17 protein-coding genes are annotated in these 15,768 nt (G+C 74.5%); 4 read left to right on the plus strand and 13 right to left on the minus strand.

The genetic code is table 11. The features are described from left to right. Positions 1–925 precede the first annotated feature (925 nt). From ACZ4VT_RS17035 to thpR, 13 genes are all read right to left on the minus strand, one after another. Complete coding sequence (locus ACZ4VT_RS17035) at positions 926–2,344, minus strand: HAMP domain-containing sensor histidine kinase (RefSeq protein ID WP_467950367.1); 1,419 nt, start codon at positions 2,342–2,344, stop codon at positions 926–928. After that, positions 2,341–3,063 carry a response regulator transcription factor gene (locus ACZ4VT_RS17040; protein WP_467950372.1) on the minus strand — a complete coding sequence of 241 codons (723 nt, stop codon included), beginning with the start codon at positions 3,061–3,063 and terminating at the stop codon, positions 2,341–2,343. The genes ACZ4VT_RS17035 and ACZ4VT_RS17040 overlap by 4 nt, the downstream gene beginning before the upstream one ends. A 37-nt stretch (positions 3,064–3,100) precedes the next feature. Next, positions 3,101–3,679, minus strand: coding sequence for a hypothetical protein (locus ACZ4VT_RS17045; protein WP_467950375.1), 579 nt, complete (start codon positions 3,677–3,679; stop codon positions 3,101–3,103). A gap of 66 nt (positions 3,680–3,745) precedes the next feature. After that, entirely contained in the window at positions 3,746–4,534 is a 789-nt protein-coding gene (locus tag ACZ4VT_RS17050) for a cytochrome c biogenesis CcdA family protein (RefSeq protein ID WP_467950379.1), read from the minus strand. Further along, complete coding sequence (locus ACZ4VT_RS17055; protein ID WP_467950381.1) at positions 4,531–5,145, minus strand: TlpA family protein disulfide reductase; 615 nt, start codon at positions 5,143–5,145, stop codon at positions 4,531–4,533. Before ACZ4VT_RS17055 ends, ACZ4VT_RS17050 begins: the two co-directional genes overlap by 4 nt. Further along, complete coding sequence (locus ACZ4VT_RS17060) at positions 5,142–5,906, minus strand: thioredoxin family protein (RefSeq protein ID WP_467950385.1); 765 nt, start codon at positions 5,904–5,906, stop codon at positions 5,142–5,144. The genes ACZ4VT_RS17055 and ACZ4VT_RS17060 overlap by 4 nt, the downstream gene beginning before the upstream one ends. A 266-nt stretch (positions 5,907–6,172) precedes the next feature. Then, a complete protein-coding gene (locus tag ACZ4VT_RS17065; protein WP_467950387.1) occupies positions 6,173–6,727 on the minus strand; it encodes a hypothetical protein in 555 nt (184 codons plus the stop codon). 179 nt (positions 6,728–6,906) lie between these two features. Next, positions 6,907–7,713 carry a CAP domain-containing protein gene (locus ACZ4VT_RS17070; protein WP_467950389.1) on the minus strand — a complete coding sequence of 269 codons (807 nt, stop codon included), beginning with the start codon at positions 7,711–7,713 and terminating at the stop codon, positions 6,907–6,909. 285 nt (positions 7,714–7,998) lie between these two features. Beyond that, positions 7,999–8,502 carry a metallophosphoesterase family protein gene (locus ACZ4VT_RS17075; protein WP_467950391.1) on the minus strand — a complete coding sequence of 168 codons (504 nt, stop codon included), beginning with the start codon at positions 8,500–8,502 and terminating at the stop codon, positions 7,999–8,001. A 60-nt stretch (positions 8,503–8,562) separates the two neighbouring features. Continuing rightward, positions 8,563–8,697, minus strand: a complete 135-nt coding sequence (locus ACZ4VT_RS17080; protein WP_467950393.1) for a hypothetical protein — start codon at positions 8,695–8,697, stop codon at positions 8,563–8,565. 56 nt (positions 8,698–8,753) lie between these two features. After that, the gene (locus ACZ4VT_RS17085) at positions 8,754–9,413 is read right to left on the minus strand and encodes a maleylpyruvate isomerase N-terminal domain-containing protein (RefSeq protein WP_467950395.1); all 660 of its coding nucleotides are present in this window, start codon (positions 9,411–9,413) and stop codon (positions 8,754–8,756) included. 40 nt (positions 9,414–9,453) lie between these two features. Then, a complete protein-coding gene (bla, locus tag ACZ4VT_RS17090; protein WP_467950397.1) occupies positions 9,454–10,374 on the minus strand; it encodes a class A beta-lactamase in 921 nt (306 codons plus the stop codon). Between the two features lie 85 nt (positions 10,375–10,459). Continuing rightward, entirely contained in the window at positions 10,460–11,044 is a 585-nt protein-coding gene (gene thpR / locus ACZ4VT_RS17095; RefSeq protein WP_467950399.1) for an RNA 2',3'-cyclic phosphodiesterase, read from the minus strand. A 258-nt stretch (positions 11,045–11,302) separates the two neighbouring features. Here thpR and ACZ4VT_RS17100 point away from each other — a divergent pair, with 258 nt between their 5' ends. The 4 genes from ACZ4VT_RS17100 (at position 11,303) to ACZ4VT_RS17115 (ending at position 15,697) form a co-directional block, all read left to right on the plus strand. Then, the gene (locus ACZ4VT_RS17100; RefSeq protein WP_467950400.1) at positions 11,303–12,469 is read left to right on the plus strand and encodes a glycosyltransferase; all 1,167 of its coding nucleotides are present in this window, start codon (positions 11,303–11,305) and stop codon (positions 12,467–12,469) included. A 341-nt stretch (positions 12,470–12,810) separates the two neighbouring features. Beyond that, on the plus strand, positions 12,811–13,500 hold the full coding sequence (locus ACZ4VT_RS17105; protein WP_467950628.1) for a response regulator transcription factor: 690 nt from the start codon (positions 12,811–12,813) through the stop codon (positions 13,498–13,500). Positions 13,501–13,504: 4 nt separating this feature from the next. Next, entirely contained in the window at positions 13,505–14,791 is a 1,287-nt protein-coding gene (locus tag ACZ4VT_RS17110; RefSeq protein ID WP_467950402.1) for a sensor histidine kinase, read from the plus strand. 123 nt (positions 14,792–14,914) lie between these two features. Next, entirely contained in the window at positions 14,915–15,697 is a 783-nt protein-coding gene (locus ACZ4VT_RS17115; protein WP_467950404.1) for an ABC transporter ATP-binding protein, read from the plus strand. Positions 15,698–15,768 lie beyond the last annotated feature (71 nt).

Consider the following 15,768-nt stretch of genomic DNA (forward strand, 5'->3'; position numbering starts at 1 on the left):
TCGTGCTGGCGAGACGCGCAGAACCCACAGACCCCACCACCACAAGGCCGGGTTTTGCCCCGTTTTCCGCCCCCGCGCGCCCCCCACCCAAAAGCCCCCCCCCCGGCCCCGCCGCGGGGCGAAGGCTCGCCGCGCGGCCGGGTGGTCTGCTGCTCGTCGACAGCGTGGACGGGCCCGGCCGGGCCGGGGCGGTCGCGGCGGCGCTGGACCCGGCCGGGGACGTCCCCGGGCCCGCCTCGCCCGGCCCGCTCAGGCCCGTGCTGCTGGTCAGCAGGCCGCCCCTGCGGGCGACCGCCGAGTGGGGCGGGTGGCCCCGGCGACCGTCGCGCTCGGCCCCCGGTCCGCGGCGGCCGTCGAGGCGCAGGGCACGGGAGGTGGGCATCACCGACCCGGAGGCCGTGGCCCTCGTGGTCCGGCTGGCCGGCGGGGTGCCCTGCTCGCCGGCCTCGCCGGCCTCGCCGGCCTCGCCGGCCTCGCCTGCCGGGCCCTGCACACGGGGATCGCACAGGACGAGCGGCTGCCGGCGGGCGGCCCGGGACTGTTCGAAGCCCTGGCGGGGCTGAGTCTCGTACGCCGCGAGCGGCTCGGCTGGCGGTCCGGGAGCCGTACCGCGGCCTGTTCGAGACGGCGTACCGGTGGCGCCGCGCCCAGGCGTACGAGGAGGTGCGCAGCCGGGCGGCGGGGTACCGGCGGGCGCTGCTCGCCGAGCGGACGCCGGGGCCGCAGGAGCGGGCCGGACTGGTGGAGGAGGGGCTGGGCCGCACCCCCCTGCCCGGGCGGTTGTCCGTGGGGGCTGACACCCTTGCGCTCATGATGCGATCCGCGTGGCGCCCCGTCCTCGAGCGGTGGAGCGGGGAGTGCGCCGCGTACACCCCGGCGCCCTGGCGCGGGAGCCCACCGGAACGTTGCCCGTCCTTCCGCCACTTCATGGAGTCCGGGGCCGGCGGGTGGCCCGCCAGGTCGGCCGGCGGCGGGAGAGGCGGGGCCCCCGGCCCGTCGGCGACGGCGTGGCCAGGGCGAACGTCACCGTGATGTGCGCGCCCCCCAGGGGGCCGCGGGAGATGCGCATCGAGCCGCCCGTCGCGGTCGCGGCCCGTTGCGCGATGTCGAGCCCCAGCCCGGTGGAACCGGTGCTGCTGCCGCGGGACAGGGCCCGCTCCGGATCCGGGATGCCGGGCCCGCCGTCCTCCACGACCAGCTCCACCGCGTGGGCCGTGCGCACGACGTGGACGCCGAACGGGGTCCCGGACGGAGTGTGGCGGAAGACGTTGCCGATGAGCGCGTCCACGACGGCGGCCACGTCGTCCTCGGAGAGGCCCACGCCGGTGGGCTCCTGGGTGAGGTCGAGGCAACAGGGCCGGTGCTGCTGCTCCGCCAGGACCGCCCAGAAGGCGGTGCGGCGGCGTACGACGTCGGCCGCCTCGCAGCGGGGGTCGGACGCTCCCTTGCCGGCGGTGCGGTCGCCCGTGAGGGGTTCGGCGCCGAGCATGCCCTGGCCCATGGGTCCCACGGCGAGCGGGGTGCGGGCCGTGGCGATGATGGCCTGGAGCTCCGTCTCCAGTTCGCCGACGGCGGCCTCGACCCTGGCCGATTCCGGTGTGCCGGCCATCCGCTCCGAGGCCAGGTGCAGGGCGGTCAGCGGGGTGCGCAGCCGGTGCGACAGGTCGGCGACGAGTTCGCGTTCCACGGCGAGCAGTTCGGTCATCCGGTGGGCCATCGCGTTGAAGGCCTCGCCCGCCTCGCGCAGCTCCTTGGGGCCCATCGGGTCCACGCGGGTGTCCAGATCGCCCTGGCCGAGTGCGCGCGAGGCCTGCGCGAGGCGCTTCGAGGACCTGACGACCTTCGCGCCGAGGCGGTCGGCGACCAGCACGGATCCGCCGATCAGTCCCACGGCCAGGAAGACCATGACCGCCCAGGACTCCTTGACCCCGCGGGTCAGTTCCTCCTCGGGAACGAAGTTCTCGATGACGGCGACCTGCTCGCCGGGGAGCACCACCGGCTGCAGGCAGATCCAGCCGTGCGGAACCTCCTGCGAGATGGACTCGCGTCCCCGCTGGGCCCGTTCGAGCAGCGCGGCGGGGGCCTTGGAACTGCCGAGGGGCCCGCTGTCCGGCAGATGGACGACCAGGTGCTCGGCGGCGTCCAGGCTCGCCGCGGACTCGCGGAGGGCCGCCGGGTCCGTGGTCAGCGCGAGGACCGGCGCCAGGGCGGCGGCCCGCTGCTCGGCCGCGGTGACGCCCTGCTCCTTGACCAGCGACATCACCAGTGCGGCCAGTGGTATGAGGAAGGAGAGGGCGACCATGGAGGTCACGGCGAGCGCCACTCCGGCCAGTGAGCGTCTCAACGCGGGGCCACCAGTTTGATGCCGACGCCGCGGACGGTCAGCAGGTAGCGCGGGGCCGCCGCCCGTTCGCCCAGCTTGCGGCGCAGGGACGACAGGTGCACGTCGACGGTCTGGTCGTCCACGTACGGCTCGCGCCACACCTCGGTGAGCAGGCGGCGCTTGGAGACGACCTGGCCGGTGTGCCGGGCGAGGAACGCCAGGAGGTCGAACTCCCGCCGGGTGAGGCGGAGCTCCCGGCCGGCCAGGTACGCGGTGCGCGCGCCCGGGTCCACTGCCAGTTCGCCCACGGTGGTGGGGCGCAGCGGCTCGGCGGCCGGCGCCACCGGTGCGCCCGCCGGGGCACCGGCCGGCGGGACGTGGCTCGTGCGCCGCAGGACGGCGGAGAGCCGTGCGACGAGCTGACCCCCGGAGAAGGGCTTGACCAGGTAGTCGTCGGCGCCCGCGTTGAGGAGCTTGATGATCTCCGTCTCGTCGTCGCGGGCGGTGGCCACCAGCACGGGCACGGAGGATATGCCGCGGATCATCCGCAAGGCGTCCCCTCCGTCCAGATCGGGCAGTCCCAGGTCGAGCACCACCGCGTCGACGGGCGACTGGGTGACCTCGCGCAGGGCGCCGAACCCGTCGCCCGCGCTGCGCACGGCATACCCGTGCTCCGCCAGGACCTCGATGAGTGACTGGCGGATGCTGGGGTCGTCTTCGACGACCAGGACGCTCGGCATGGGCACACCCTAGGGGCTCGGCCGGGGAGGACGGACCCTAAGGGGTGTCGAACGCCGGGCCGTCGCCGGTGACGCGCAGGCGCACGGCGCGGTCGGAGACCGGGATGGTGCAGCCGTCCTGGGAGCTGCAGCTCGCGTAACCGAGCAGCAGGGTCGCGTCCCCGTTCCCGTCGGCGCTCACCGGGAGCGTGGTGGTGACGGGCCCGTCGGGGTAGACGGGGACCGGGGCGTCGACACCGGGCACGCTGATGGACCGTACGTCCTCGGCGGCCGTCAGCCTGCCCTCCGCCTTGAGGACCCCGGACACGGTCATCGCGGTGGGCCGGCCCACGTCCTCGATGCCGGTGGCCGGCAGGTCGATGCTGTACAGGTGGAATCCCTTGCGCTCGGGCGTGAAGACGGCGGTGACGGTGCCCTTCGAGGCGCGCCAGTCGGACACCGAGAGGGTGACGGTGACCCCGTTCTCGGTGAAGCGCGTCGTGGGAGCGGCGGCACCGGCGCCGGCGTCGGAGCTCTTGGCGGGCTGCTGGCCGCAGGCCGCGAGCGCGGCCAGGGACACGAGGGCGGCCGCGATGCGGACCTTGCGGGAACGGCTGACATATGCGGAAAGCTTCATGAGTGTCTCTGCACTTCTGTGTCACGTATCACGGGATCGAATCGGTCTTCGGGGCGAACGGAGGCCTCAGAGGGCCGTGCTGAAGTTCGCGCTCCACAACTGCAGCCGGTACACCAGGTCGTTCCACACCCCGGTGGCGAGCAGCAGGCCGACGAGCACGAGCATGCCGCCGCCGATCCGCAGCACCCACGAGTAGTGGCGCTTGACCAGGCCGAACGCGCCCAGGGCGCGCCGGAACGCCAGCGCCGCGAGGAGGAACGGCAGGCCCAGCCCGAGGCAGTAGGCCACCATCAGCAGGGCGCCGCGGGCCGCGCTCGCCTCGGTCCACGCGAGCGCCTGCACGGCGGCCAGCGTCGGGCCGATGCACGGGGTCCAGCTGACCGCGAACACCGCCCCCAGCAGGGGCGCCCCGGCCAGCCCGAGAGCGGGGCGCCGGTGGCTGCGGAACTCCCGCTGGGTGTACCCCGGCAGGAACCCCATGAAGGACAGCCCCATCAGCACGGTGAAGACGCCGAGCACCTGGGTGACCGTCTCCTGGTGGGCGAGGAGCGTGCGGCCGAAGTAGCCGAACAGGGCGCCGCCGGAGACGAGTACGGCGGTGAAGCCGAGGACGAACAGCAGCGCCCCGGTCGCCATGCGGCTGCGGCGCCCGCCGCGCGCGTCCGCCAGGTCGGCGACGGACAGGCTGGTCACGTAGCTGAGGTAGCCGGGTACGAGCGGCAGTACGCACGGCGACAGGAAGGAGACGAGTCCCGCGACGAACGCCACGGGGGCCGCGATCGCCAGCGTGTCGTTCACCAGGGAGGGCGCGTCCGCGACGGCGAGCGTCCGGTACACCGCCGCCGCCCCCGTCACGACTCCTCCTCCACCACGCGGGCGAGCAGGGGCCGCAACTGCTCGTCGGTGACGGCGCCCCCGATGGCGACGGCGATGCGTCCCCTGCGGTCGATCACGAGAGTCGAGGGGACCGCCCGGGGGTTCAGCAGCTCGGGAGGGAAGCGGAGCAGGAGTTCGCCGGCGGGGTCGTGCAGGCTGGGGAAGTCCAGGCCGTGCTCGCGTACGAACGAGCGGGCCGCCGCCCGGTCCGGGTCCCGCGTGTTGATCCCGAGGAACCGGACCTCCTCACCCGGGGTCTCCCGGCTGAGCCGCGCCAGGTCCTCGGCCTCCGCCCGGCAGGGGCCGCACCAGGAGCCCCAGACGTTGAGGACGACGACGTGCCCCCGGAGCCCGGTGAGGCCGGCCGGCCTCCCGTCCAGGTCGTCGCCGGCCAGCGCGGGCGCCTGCTGCCGGGCGCCGGGGTCCACGACCCTCGCCCCCGCGGCGGTACTGATTCCGCCGGCCCGGCCGCCCGGTGCGGCCTCGGCGCCGCCGTCGTCCGTCAGGAGACCGGCGAGCAGCAGACCGGCCGCCACCACGAGGCCCGCGCCGGCCGGAACGAGCACGGCCCTGCGGACCGGGCGTCTCATGACGCCCACTTGCGCAGGAAGGCGTTGATGCCGTCCGCGGTCAGGGACGGGTTGCCCGTGACGTGGGTGTCGGTGCGCACCGTGCCGGAGGGCGAGACGACGACCAGTACGGGCATCGTGTACGTGCCGCCCGACGGGCTGTACTTGCGCAGGAGCGCCGAGTTGGCGGAGCTGTTGCCGCCGATGTCCACCTTGACGAGGTGGTACGAGGCTCCGAGGAGGGCCGTGGTCTGCGGCTGGGCGAACACCTTGTCGGCGGCCTTGCAGTTGCCGCACCAGTTCGCGCCGAAGTCGAGCAGCACCGCCCGGCCGTCGGCCTTGGCGGCCCGCAGAGCCGCCTCTATCTGCTTCTGCGCGTCGGCCGAACTGTCGTAGCCGGGGCCGGGTACGCGGGCCGGCTCGGGCGCGGCGGACGTGCGCGCCGGCTTGGAGGGCGTCCGGGAGGGGGTGGCCGAGGCGGTCGCGGGGCGCGACGGGGACGCGGACACGGACGCGGACGGCGAGGCGGAGGCGGACGGGGAGGCCTCGGGGGACACGGTCGCGGACTCCGACGCGGAGGGGAGGGCGGCCTCCGAGGACTGTCCGGCCTTGGCCGGCGCCGCGGAACCGGCGGGCTGGGAGGACGGTCCGCAGGCGGCGGTCAGCCCCGCCGCGACCACGGCGACGGCGACCAGCGGCAGCCGGGTTCCCAGGGGCGCGGCGGACCGGGGAGCCGTCGGACGGCGGTCGGCGCGGACGGGTCGGAGCAGGCGAGAACTCATGGCGAAGACACCCCAGGGCACGATGCGGACTGCGGGAAGGGCCGAATGCCTTCCGGCGCGGCGGAACCGACGGCCCGGGGGTTCGCCGGGTGCGGTTCCCCGGCGCCGAGGGCCGCTCGGCTGACGCGAGCATAGGCCCCGTCCGGGCCGGTGGAACCGCCTCGGCACGATCTTGAGGTTGCCCTAAGGAAGCGCTCACCTTCCGCTTCACCGGGACGCGGCGCATGAGGGCGTACAAGACGTGAACCGCGCAAAAGGGACCGGCGTCAGAACGACGTCTCGCGGACGCTCGCCTTCGCCGCCGGGACGATCGTCGCCGTGACCTCCGACCGGTGGTTGGCGCCGGAGAACGTGACGGTGAGGGTGTCGTCGGAGGTCTGCGCGGTGGTGGCCTTGAACCCGCGGCTGGGGATCGCGGAGATCAGGCACACGCCCCGGCTCCCGTACCGCACGGTGACCTTGCCGCCCTGCGAGGGGACGGTGTGCAGGCCCGCTCCGCCCTCCTCGCAGTCCACGGAAGGCTTCGGCGCGGTGGTCCGGGGGGTGCCCGGCGAGGCCTTGGCGGGGGTCGCGGCCGAGGGGGTCGGCCGCTGCGTCACGGTGGGGGAGGGGCTCGCGGACGCGGAGGCGGACGGTTCGCTCGGCGCGGGGCTGCCCGCCTCCCAGGCCGGCGGCGTGTCGATGACCACCGGCGCGGACCGGGCGACCGGGGGCGTGTGCCTGGTCGAGCCCACCACGAACTGCACCGTGGCGAGCACGGCGGTCACGCTGGTGGCCGTGCACGACAGCCATATGAACAGGTAACGCGGAATCCGGGGCACGGCCCCATAGTGGCCGACCCGCCGGCCGGCCCGTCACCCCTCCCCCCGAAGAGCCTCGGAACCCGCGGGCCGGGCGGGCCGCGCAACGCCGGCGTCCTCCGACCCATGGGACGGGCCGGAGGACGTGGACGTGGGGGGTGGCTGGTTCGGTGCGCGCGGCTGCGCCGGCGCGGGTCTCGCTACTTCGGGGTGCCGAAGTTCTGCGTCCACCAGGGGCCGCCGTCGCCCTTGTGGACGCCGATGCCGATCTCCTTGAAGGAACAGTTGAGGATGTTGGCGCGGTGGCCGGAGCTGTTCATCCACGCCTTCATGACCGCGTCGGGGTCGGCCTGCCCCCGGGCTATGTTCTCGCCCAGGCGGGACCACCCGTATCCGGCGGCCTCCACCCGGCTGGTCATGGTGGACCCGTCGGGGCCGGTGTGCGACATGACGCCGCTCCGGGCCATGGTGTCGCTGTACGACCGAGCGGCGGCGCTCAGCTTGGCGTTCATGCTCAGCGCGCCGCAGCCGGCGGCGGACCGCTCCTTGTTGACCAGGGCGAGGACCGCGGACTCGGCATCGCCGTTGACGGTGCCGGAGCCCGAGCCCCCCGAACCACCCGAACCGCCCGAGCCCCCGGAACCGCCGCCCGTGGTCGTGGAGGGCTTGCGCGTCGGGTCGGCGGACCGGGTCGAGGCCGGCTTGGCCGGCGTGCTGCTCTCCGCCGTGTCGGGCTCCGGTGCGGCGGCGGATTCGGAGGCGCCGGCGTCCGGTGTGCCGGACGGGCTCGGGCTCGCCGTGGCCGTGGCGTCGGTGGTGGGCGTGGGGACGGCAGGGGAGGGTGCCGTCCCCACGCCGTCACCGGTCGCCGCGGTCCCGGCCGCCTGACCGGCGGCGCCGTCGGCCCGCTTGTCTCTGCCGGCATCACCGTCGGAGTCGGCCACGGCGACCCCGACCGCCACCGCCGCGGCCGCCGCGGTGACGGACAGGACGATGCGGGTGCGCACCGTCCTCTTCCGTCGCGCTTCGGCGCGGGACGGCGTTTCGGGAGTGTGGCTGCGGCTCATGACGGTGACACCTCACAGGAGAAGGGGAGGAGGGGGAGTCCGGCTGAGCCTAGGTCGCCGACCAGCGAAAAGAGCGCGCTGGAGGGGTACTTCAGGTTCCCCTAAGGAAACCCGCAGGGCCAACACAGGGACGAGCCGGACAATCGCCTCAACTCGCCTGTCCCGGCACGTGCGTCGCCGAGCGGCGCGGTTCCGCCCTTGGCCTGGACGCGGCGGCCCGCGCGTTCAGGACCGTTCGGCCAGCCGGTGCAGAACGACGTCGTCCAAGGCGCCGCCCGCGACCGTGAGGGTCAGGAACGTGTGGTGGGGCTGTCTCCGACGGTCCGTCGGAGAGCCGGGGTTGAGCAGCCGGAGCCCGCTCGGGGCCGTGGAGTCCCACGGGATGTGGCTGTGGCCGAACACCAGGACGTCCGCGTCGGGGAAACGTGCGGCGCAGCGCCGTTCGCGGCCGTCGGCCGGACCGGTCTCGTGGACCACCGCGAAGCGCAGGCCGCCGAGTTCGGCACGGGCGATCTCGGGCAGCCTGCGGCGCAGGGCGGGTCCGTCGTTGTTGCCGTACACGGCGACCAGGCGCCGCGACCGCGACTCCAGCACATCGAGCGTGGCCTCGTCGGTCCAGTCCCCGGCGTGGACCACCACGTCTGCTTCGTCGACGGCCGCCAGCAGCGCTTCCGGCAGGTGGCGGGCCCGCGCGGGTACATGGGTGTCGGAGGTCAGCAGCAGCCTCATGGGCCTACCGTAGACGAGGGGGCCGTCGCTCCGTGGAGGAACCGGAACGCGCGCCCGCGGTCAGCGGGGGGTGAGGTCGATGGCGTCGGCCGCCTCGCGGACCTCCGGGTCCTCGTGGCGGCGCAGCGCGCGGACGGCGGCGTTCCAGGGACCCGGCCAGTTCAGGCCGTGGTGATCATCAGGGCGGATCGTCACAGACACCGGCCCCTGAAGCCCACCGAATACCGGCGCGGGGCCGGACCGGAACCCGGTCAGCCGAGGACGAGGGGGAGCCGCAGTGGCGTGGCCGAGCTGCCCAGTTCGGCCTTCTCCGCGTCGGTCGGGGCCCGCCGCCCGGTGCCGATCAGCAGCGCGTCCTTGTCGGAGAACGACGCGGGGAAGGCCGCACCGGCGATCTTCTCCAGCAGTTCGCGGGACCGGGCGAGACCCGCGGCGGGCGGCTCCGCCGCGTCCGGGAGGTACGCGATCAGGTCGAGGTGGTGCAGGGTCCACTCCAGCACGTACGCGGTGAGGTAGTCGTCCGTGGTGAGCACCTCGTCCCGGGTGGCGACCCGGACCGTACGGTCCGCGAGTCCGGCGGCGCGGCCCGCGGCGGAACCGACGTCGTCGAGGTGGAACTTGAGCAGCCACGGCTCCCCGTACGCGGCGGCGAGACGGACGGTCAGCGCGTCGAGCGGGTCCTCGCCGGTCGGGGCCTCGACGAGGTTCCAGTAGGTCACCGCGTCGCGGGTCGGCTCCGTCCCGGCGGGGGTGACGAGGGTGATCAGCACGTCCTGGGCGTCGATGACCAGATGGCACACCAGGTCCCGCACGAGCCATCCGGCGCATCCGGACGGCCGTGCGAAGTCCTCGTCACGCAGGTCGGTGACCGCCGTGCGCAATGCTGCCCAGGAGTCCGAGAAGAGGTCCACGGCGGCAAGCCTAGTGCGGCCACCGGTAGGTGCCGGGCCGTCAGGTGAGCGCCGCCGCCAGTGTCCTGGCGGCCTTCGCGACCAGCGCGTCGGCACGCGGCGCGGAAGCCTCCGGCCTGGTGGTCAGGACGGACAGCACCACGGGCGGCCGTCCCGGCGGCCAGGCGACGCCCACGTTGTTGCTGGTCCCGTACGACCCGGAGCCCGTCTTGTCGCCGATCACCCAGTCGGCGGGCAGGCCGGCCCGGAAGCGGTCCCCGCTCGTCGTGGTGGCCAGCAGCCAGCGGGTCAGGAGCTCCCGGTGCCGCGGGGCCAGCGCGTCGCCGAGCACGAGCCGCCCGTACGTCCGCCCGATGGCCCGTGGGCTGGTCGTGTCGGTCACCCGCGACGGCTCGGCCGAGTTCAGCGCGGGCTCCCACCGGTCGAGCCGCGTCGTACGGTCCCCCACGGAACGGCAGAAGCCGGTGATCGCGGTGGGGCCGCCCAGCTCGCGGAGCAGGAGGTTCCCGGCGAGGTTGTCGCTCTGGGAGATGGCCGCGGAGCACAACTCGGCCACCGTCAGCCCACCGGCGATGTTCTCGGGCCGTTCCGTCACCGAGCCGCCGCCCGCGGCCGTGACGTCGGCCAGGGTGTAGTGGATGCGCCGGGCGAGGAACGCGCCGTCACGGTCCAGGTCCCGCATCACGGCCGCCGCGGCCATCGTCTTGAACAGCGAGCACATCGGGAACAGCTCGTCGGCGCGGTACAGCACCGTCCTGCCGGTGGCCGTGTCCCGCGCGTACACCCCCAGCCGCGCGCCGTACTCGCGCTCCAGCGCGCGCAGCTGCCGGACGACCTCACCCTCCCCGCCGTCCCCGCCGTCGCCGCCGTGCGGCGCCGCGTGCGCCGCGCCCGCCGGCAGGGCCGCGGCCAGCGCCGCCCCCGCTCCCAGAGTCAGTACCGCTCGACGGGTCTGCTCCACGTCGGCTCTCCTCTTCCCTCGGACGATCACGTTGGCGGCAAAGACGCCAAAGACGATCAATACGGTTCCGTCCGCCCGCGGGTTCTCAGTCCAGGCCGTCGAAGTTCCAGGCCTGGATGTCGCGGTAGTGGATGGGCCCGGGGCCGCGGCCGGTGTTGCTGCCGACGAGGTGGAGGCACCGGGTCTGCCACGGGCGGCCGGTGAACGCGGCCAGCCCGGCCGCCGCCTCCACCGCGCTGGTGCGGTCGTTGCGGCGGGAGCGGGCCAGGGTCAGGTGGGGGCGCAGCGGCCGCTCCTGGAAGTTGATGCCGCACGTGCGGACCGCGGCGCGCACGTCGGTGGCGAGAAGGTGCAGCCCTTCGAGCTCTCCGTCGATCCCGGTCCACAAGACCCGTTCGTCGAAGTGCCCGCCGCCCCGCAGTGCCAGCTTCAGCGGCCGCCGGGCCGCGGCGAGGTCCGCGAGCGGCATTTTGAGGAGCGGGACGGCGGCGACGGGGAGCTCGCCGAGGAAGGCCAGGGTGATGTGCCAGTCCTCGATGCGGTTCCAGCGCATGTCCGGGTACGCGGCGTACGCGGGCCGCAGCTGCTCGGCCAGCTCGTCCTTCGCGTCGTCGGGCGGGGCCAGCGCTATGAAGACGCGGACGGTCTCGGACTGGATCTTTTCGTTCACGGAGGACTTCGTACCGTGTCCGGGCGGGTCCAGTCATCTTCACGGCTCCGCGCGGGGTGCGGCGGTGGCCGCACATGGCAAAGGCAAGGAGCTCATCCGCTCCTTGCCACGCTCAACATATAGCGCACGGGGGGCCTTGCGGCAAGACCCCCGTCGTCCCGCAGAATCACCGATCTCAGCCGGAATCTGCGGAAGTCGGGGTTGTTCACGTTGCGAGTGCTGTTGTCGACGTACGGGTCGCGCGGGAGTGTCGAGCCGATGGTGGGTCTCGCGGTGGCGTTGCGGGAGCTGGGAGCGGAGGTCCGGGTGTGCGCGCCGCCGGACACGGAGTGCGTGGAGCGGCTGGCCGGGGCCGGCGTGGAGATGGTGCCGGCCGGGCAGCCGGTGCGTCCGATGGTGAGCACGGTGACGCCGGGGTCGGCGGTGGGGCTGGCGCAGCGCGTGGCCGACCTGATGGGCGCGCAGTTCGAGACGGTCGCCGCCGCGGCCGTGGGGTGTGACGTGCTGGTGGCGACGGGCCCGTTGCCGGCGGTGACGGGGGCGCGGTCCGTGGCCGAGAAGCTGGGGATCCGCTACGTGCACGCGAGCCACCAGCCGGTCGCCCTCCCGTCGCGCCACCGGCGGCCGCCCGCCCGGCGGGGCCGGCCGTTGCCGCCGGGGGTGAGTGACAACCGGGCGCTGTGGGAGCTGGACGCGCGGATCGCGAACGAGATGTTCGGCGAGGAGCTGAACGGCCGTCGGGCGTCGATCGGCCTGCCGCCGGTGGACAACGTCCGCGACTACGCCTTCACCGGCCGGCCGTGGCTGGCCACCGACCCGGTCCTGGACCCCTGGCAGCCGACGGACCTCGACGTGGTGCAGACCGGCGCCTGGATCCGGCCCGACGAACGCCCGCTCCCCGCCGACCTGGAGGCGTTCCTGGACGCCGGCACGGCACCGGTGTACGTCGGCCTGGGCAGCACGCCCGCCGACGCCCCGCAGGACTTCGCGCGGGTGGCCGTCGACGCGGTCCGCGCGCACGGCCGGCGCGTGGTCCTCTCCCGCGGCTGGGCCGGCCTGGACCTCGTCGACGACCAGGACGACTGCTTCCTCGTCGGCGAGGTCAACCAGCAGGCACTGTTCCGGCGGGCGGCCGCCGTCGTGCACCACGGCAGCGCGGGAACCACGGCGACCGCCACCGGGTCCGGGACGCCCCAGGTGGTCCTGCCCCAGGGAGGGGACGCGCCGTACTGGGGCGGCCGGGTCGCCGAACTGGGCACCGGAACCGCGCACGACGGCCCGGCCCCGACCACCGAGTCCCTGTCGCTCGCGCTCGAGGCGGCCCTGACGCCGCGGACCCGCGCACGGGCGACCGCCGTCGCCGCCACGGTCCGTACCGACGGGGCGACGGTCGCCGCGAAACTGCTGCTCGACGCCGCCGGCTGAGCAAGGCGGCGGCGCCGGGCGGCCCGGGTTTGTATCGGGTGCGTATCAGGGAGCGCTTGGTCGTCCATCGAACGCGTGCGCCGGGCCGTGGCGGGCGGCCACGCCCGATGTCTGCCATATCGTTCCTTTCAGGTCCCGTACCGCGCGTGGGCGCGGACGGGACCTGCCCGTGTTCCACGGCCCTCCGAACGATCCGCACCCTCCGAACGATCCGCACCATCCGAACCGTCCGAACAAGGAGTCGTCCGCCCGTGTCCTCGTCCGTCCCGCCCCCGGCGCCTGTACCGGCCCCGGCCTCTCCGCGCCCCGTGCGCGTGCTGCTGGTGGAGGACGACGATCTGATGCGCCGGTCCTTCACCGTCGCCCTCGAGCGCTATGGCTACCGGATGCAGACCGCCGCCGACGGGCTGGCGGGGCTGGAACTCTTCCGCGAGGAGAGCTTCGACCTGCTGATCCTGGACGTCATGCTGCCCGGTCTGGACGGCATCGGCCTGTGCCGCAGGGTCCGGGAGACCAGCCTGGTGCCGGTGCTGATGATGTCCGCCCGCGGCGACGGGCTCGACGTCGTCGCCGGTCTCGAGGCCGGCGCGGACGACTACGTGGTCAAGCCCGTGGACACGTACGTGCTCGTGGCCCGCATCCGTTCGCTGCTGAGGCGGGCGACCTACGCACCCGCGCCGCCCGCCCCGGAACCCGGCCGGGCGGCCGGCGACTCCGTTTCGGACGGGCGGCCCCCGTCCGAGGCGGAGTCGCTGGTCTTCGGGGACCTGACCATCGACACCGGTGGCCTGGAGGTCTTCGTCTCGGGCAGCCCGGTGGCGCTGACCCCGACCGAACTGAAGCTGCTGCTGGTGTTCGCCGCCCACCCGGGCATCGTGCTGGAGCGCCACACCCTGCTGCGGGACGTGTGGGACTACGGCTGGGACGGCGACAGCCGCGTCGTCGACCTGTGCGTGCAGCGGCTGCGCAGGAAACTCGGCCGGGACCGGATCGAAACGGTCCGCGGCTTCGGCTACAAGCTCAGGCGCTGAGCCGGTGCGACCGTTCCACCGGCTGCGGCCGGCCCGCGTGTCCCTGCGCTGGAAGATCGCCGCCCTGGCCGCGGCCACGGCGTTCCTCGTCGTGGCCGCGGTGGGCGTCCTCGTGCACCTCTGGACCGCGCACGACATCCGGGGCCGGGCCGAGGCCCAGGCCTTCAACACCGTGTACTCCGCCATGGCCACCTACCGGCGCACCGGAACGCTGATCGACGGCGCCGAGCTCGATCCGGCCGAGCTGCCCGCCGCACTGCGCCGCCCCGCCGACGGCGTCCGGCACGTCGCCCACGACGCGCGCGTCGAAGGCAACGTGGGCCCCACCGTCTGGGCCGCCCAGCGCACCGCGGGCCCGGACAGTCCGGTGCTCGCCGTCCGGGTCAACATGAGCTCGGAGCTCCACGAGCTGCGGCGGCTCGACGTGAGCATGGCGCTGGCCTCGCTGGTCGCGCTCGCGGCGGCCGCGCCCCTGGCGGTCTACGGAGCCGGGCTGCTCGCCCGTAGGCTGCGGCGGGTCTCCGAGATCGCGGGCCGGATCTCCGCCGGGGATCTGGACGCCCGGACCGGGCCCACCGAGGGCGGCGACGAGGTGGCCGACATCGCCGCCACCGTCGACCTCATGGCCGACAGCCTCAGCCGACGGCTGCGCACCGAGCGCCGGTTCACCGCGGACGTGGCCCACGAGCTCCGCACCCCCGTGGGCGGCCTGCTGGCCGCCGCCGACCTGCTGCCCCGCGGCGAGACCGAGGATCTGCTCCGGGCCCGGGTGCGCGATCTGCGCGGCCTGGTCGAGGACCTCCTGGAGATCTCCCGGCTGGACGCCGGCGCCGAACGCCCGGTCCGCGACCGTGTCCCGCTCGGCGCGGTCGTCTCCGAGGCGGTCGCGCGAACCGGCCTCCACACGGAGGTCACCGTCACCGCGCCCACCGGCGCCGGCCCGCACGGCCCCGCCACCGCCCCGGCAGGGGTGACCGTGGAGACCGACCCGCGCCGCCTCGAACGGATCGTCGGCAACCTCGTCGTCAACGCCCACCGGCACGGAGACACCCCGGTGGCGGTCACCGTCGAGGGCCGTACGGTCGTCGTCCGCGACCACGGTCCCGGCTTCCCCCGGGACCTGCTGCTCGACGGCCCGCGCCGCTTCCACACGGGCGCCGCGGGGCGCGGCTCGGGCCACGGCCTGGGCCTGACCATCGCCCTGGGCCAGGCCCGGCTCCTCGGCGCCGAGCTGCGCTTCGAGAACGCGGCGGACGGCGGCGCGGTCGCCACCCTGCGCCTGCCGGCCTGACCGCCCGGCCCTACACAACCGATACGGAGCGGAGCGGGGGCCGATACACGGCCGTCCGGGCCCCGATACGTTCCGCGGACACCCTTCGAAGTGCACGTTTCCGCACCCGAAGAGGAGTCCTCCGTGACCGCCGATCCCTTTCCCCCGAACCCGCCGCACACCTCGGCGGCGGCCGCGGCCGCCACCACCGACCTGTCGAAGGTCCATGGCAGCGGCGACACCCGCGTCGTCGCCCTGGACCGGGTCAGCATCGCCTTCGGGGAGGGCGAGTTCACCGCGATCATGGGCCCCTCCGGCTGCGGCAAGTCCACGCTGATGCACTGCGCCGCCGGGCTCGACTCCTTCAGCTCCGGTTCCGTCCGCATCGGCACCACCGAACTGGGCACCCTCGACGACCAGCAGCTCACCCGGCTGCGCCGCGACCGGATCGGCTTCATCTTCCAGGCCTTCAACCTGCTGCCGACACTGACCGCCTTGGAGAACATCACGCTGCCGCTGACCATCGCCGGCCGCCGGCCCGACCGGCAGTGGCTGGACCGGGTGGTCTCCATGGTCGGCCTGGCCCAGCGGCTCGACCACCGGCCCGGACAGCTGTCCGGCGGGCAGCAGCAGCGCGTCGCGGTGGCCCGCGCCCTGGTGTCCCGCCCCTCGATCGTCTTCGGCGACGAACCCACCGGCAATCTCGACTCCCGGTCCGGGGCCGAAGTCCTGGGCTTCCTGCGCGACTCGGTGCGCGAGCTGGGCCAGACCGTGGTCATGGTCACCCACGACCCCGTCGCGGCCGGCTATGCCGACCGCGTGGTGTTCCTCTCCGACGGTCGCCTGGTCGACGAGATGAGCCGCCCCACCCCGGACCGGGTGCTGGACCGGATGAAGGAATTCGACACCCGCTCGCGCACCAGCTGACCCCTCCTCCCGCACCCGGCACCGGCACCACACCAGCCGCCCGCCCGCCAACCCGCCCGCCCGCTCGCACC

The organism is Streptomyces sp. NPDC029164, from assembly GCF_055563995.1.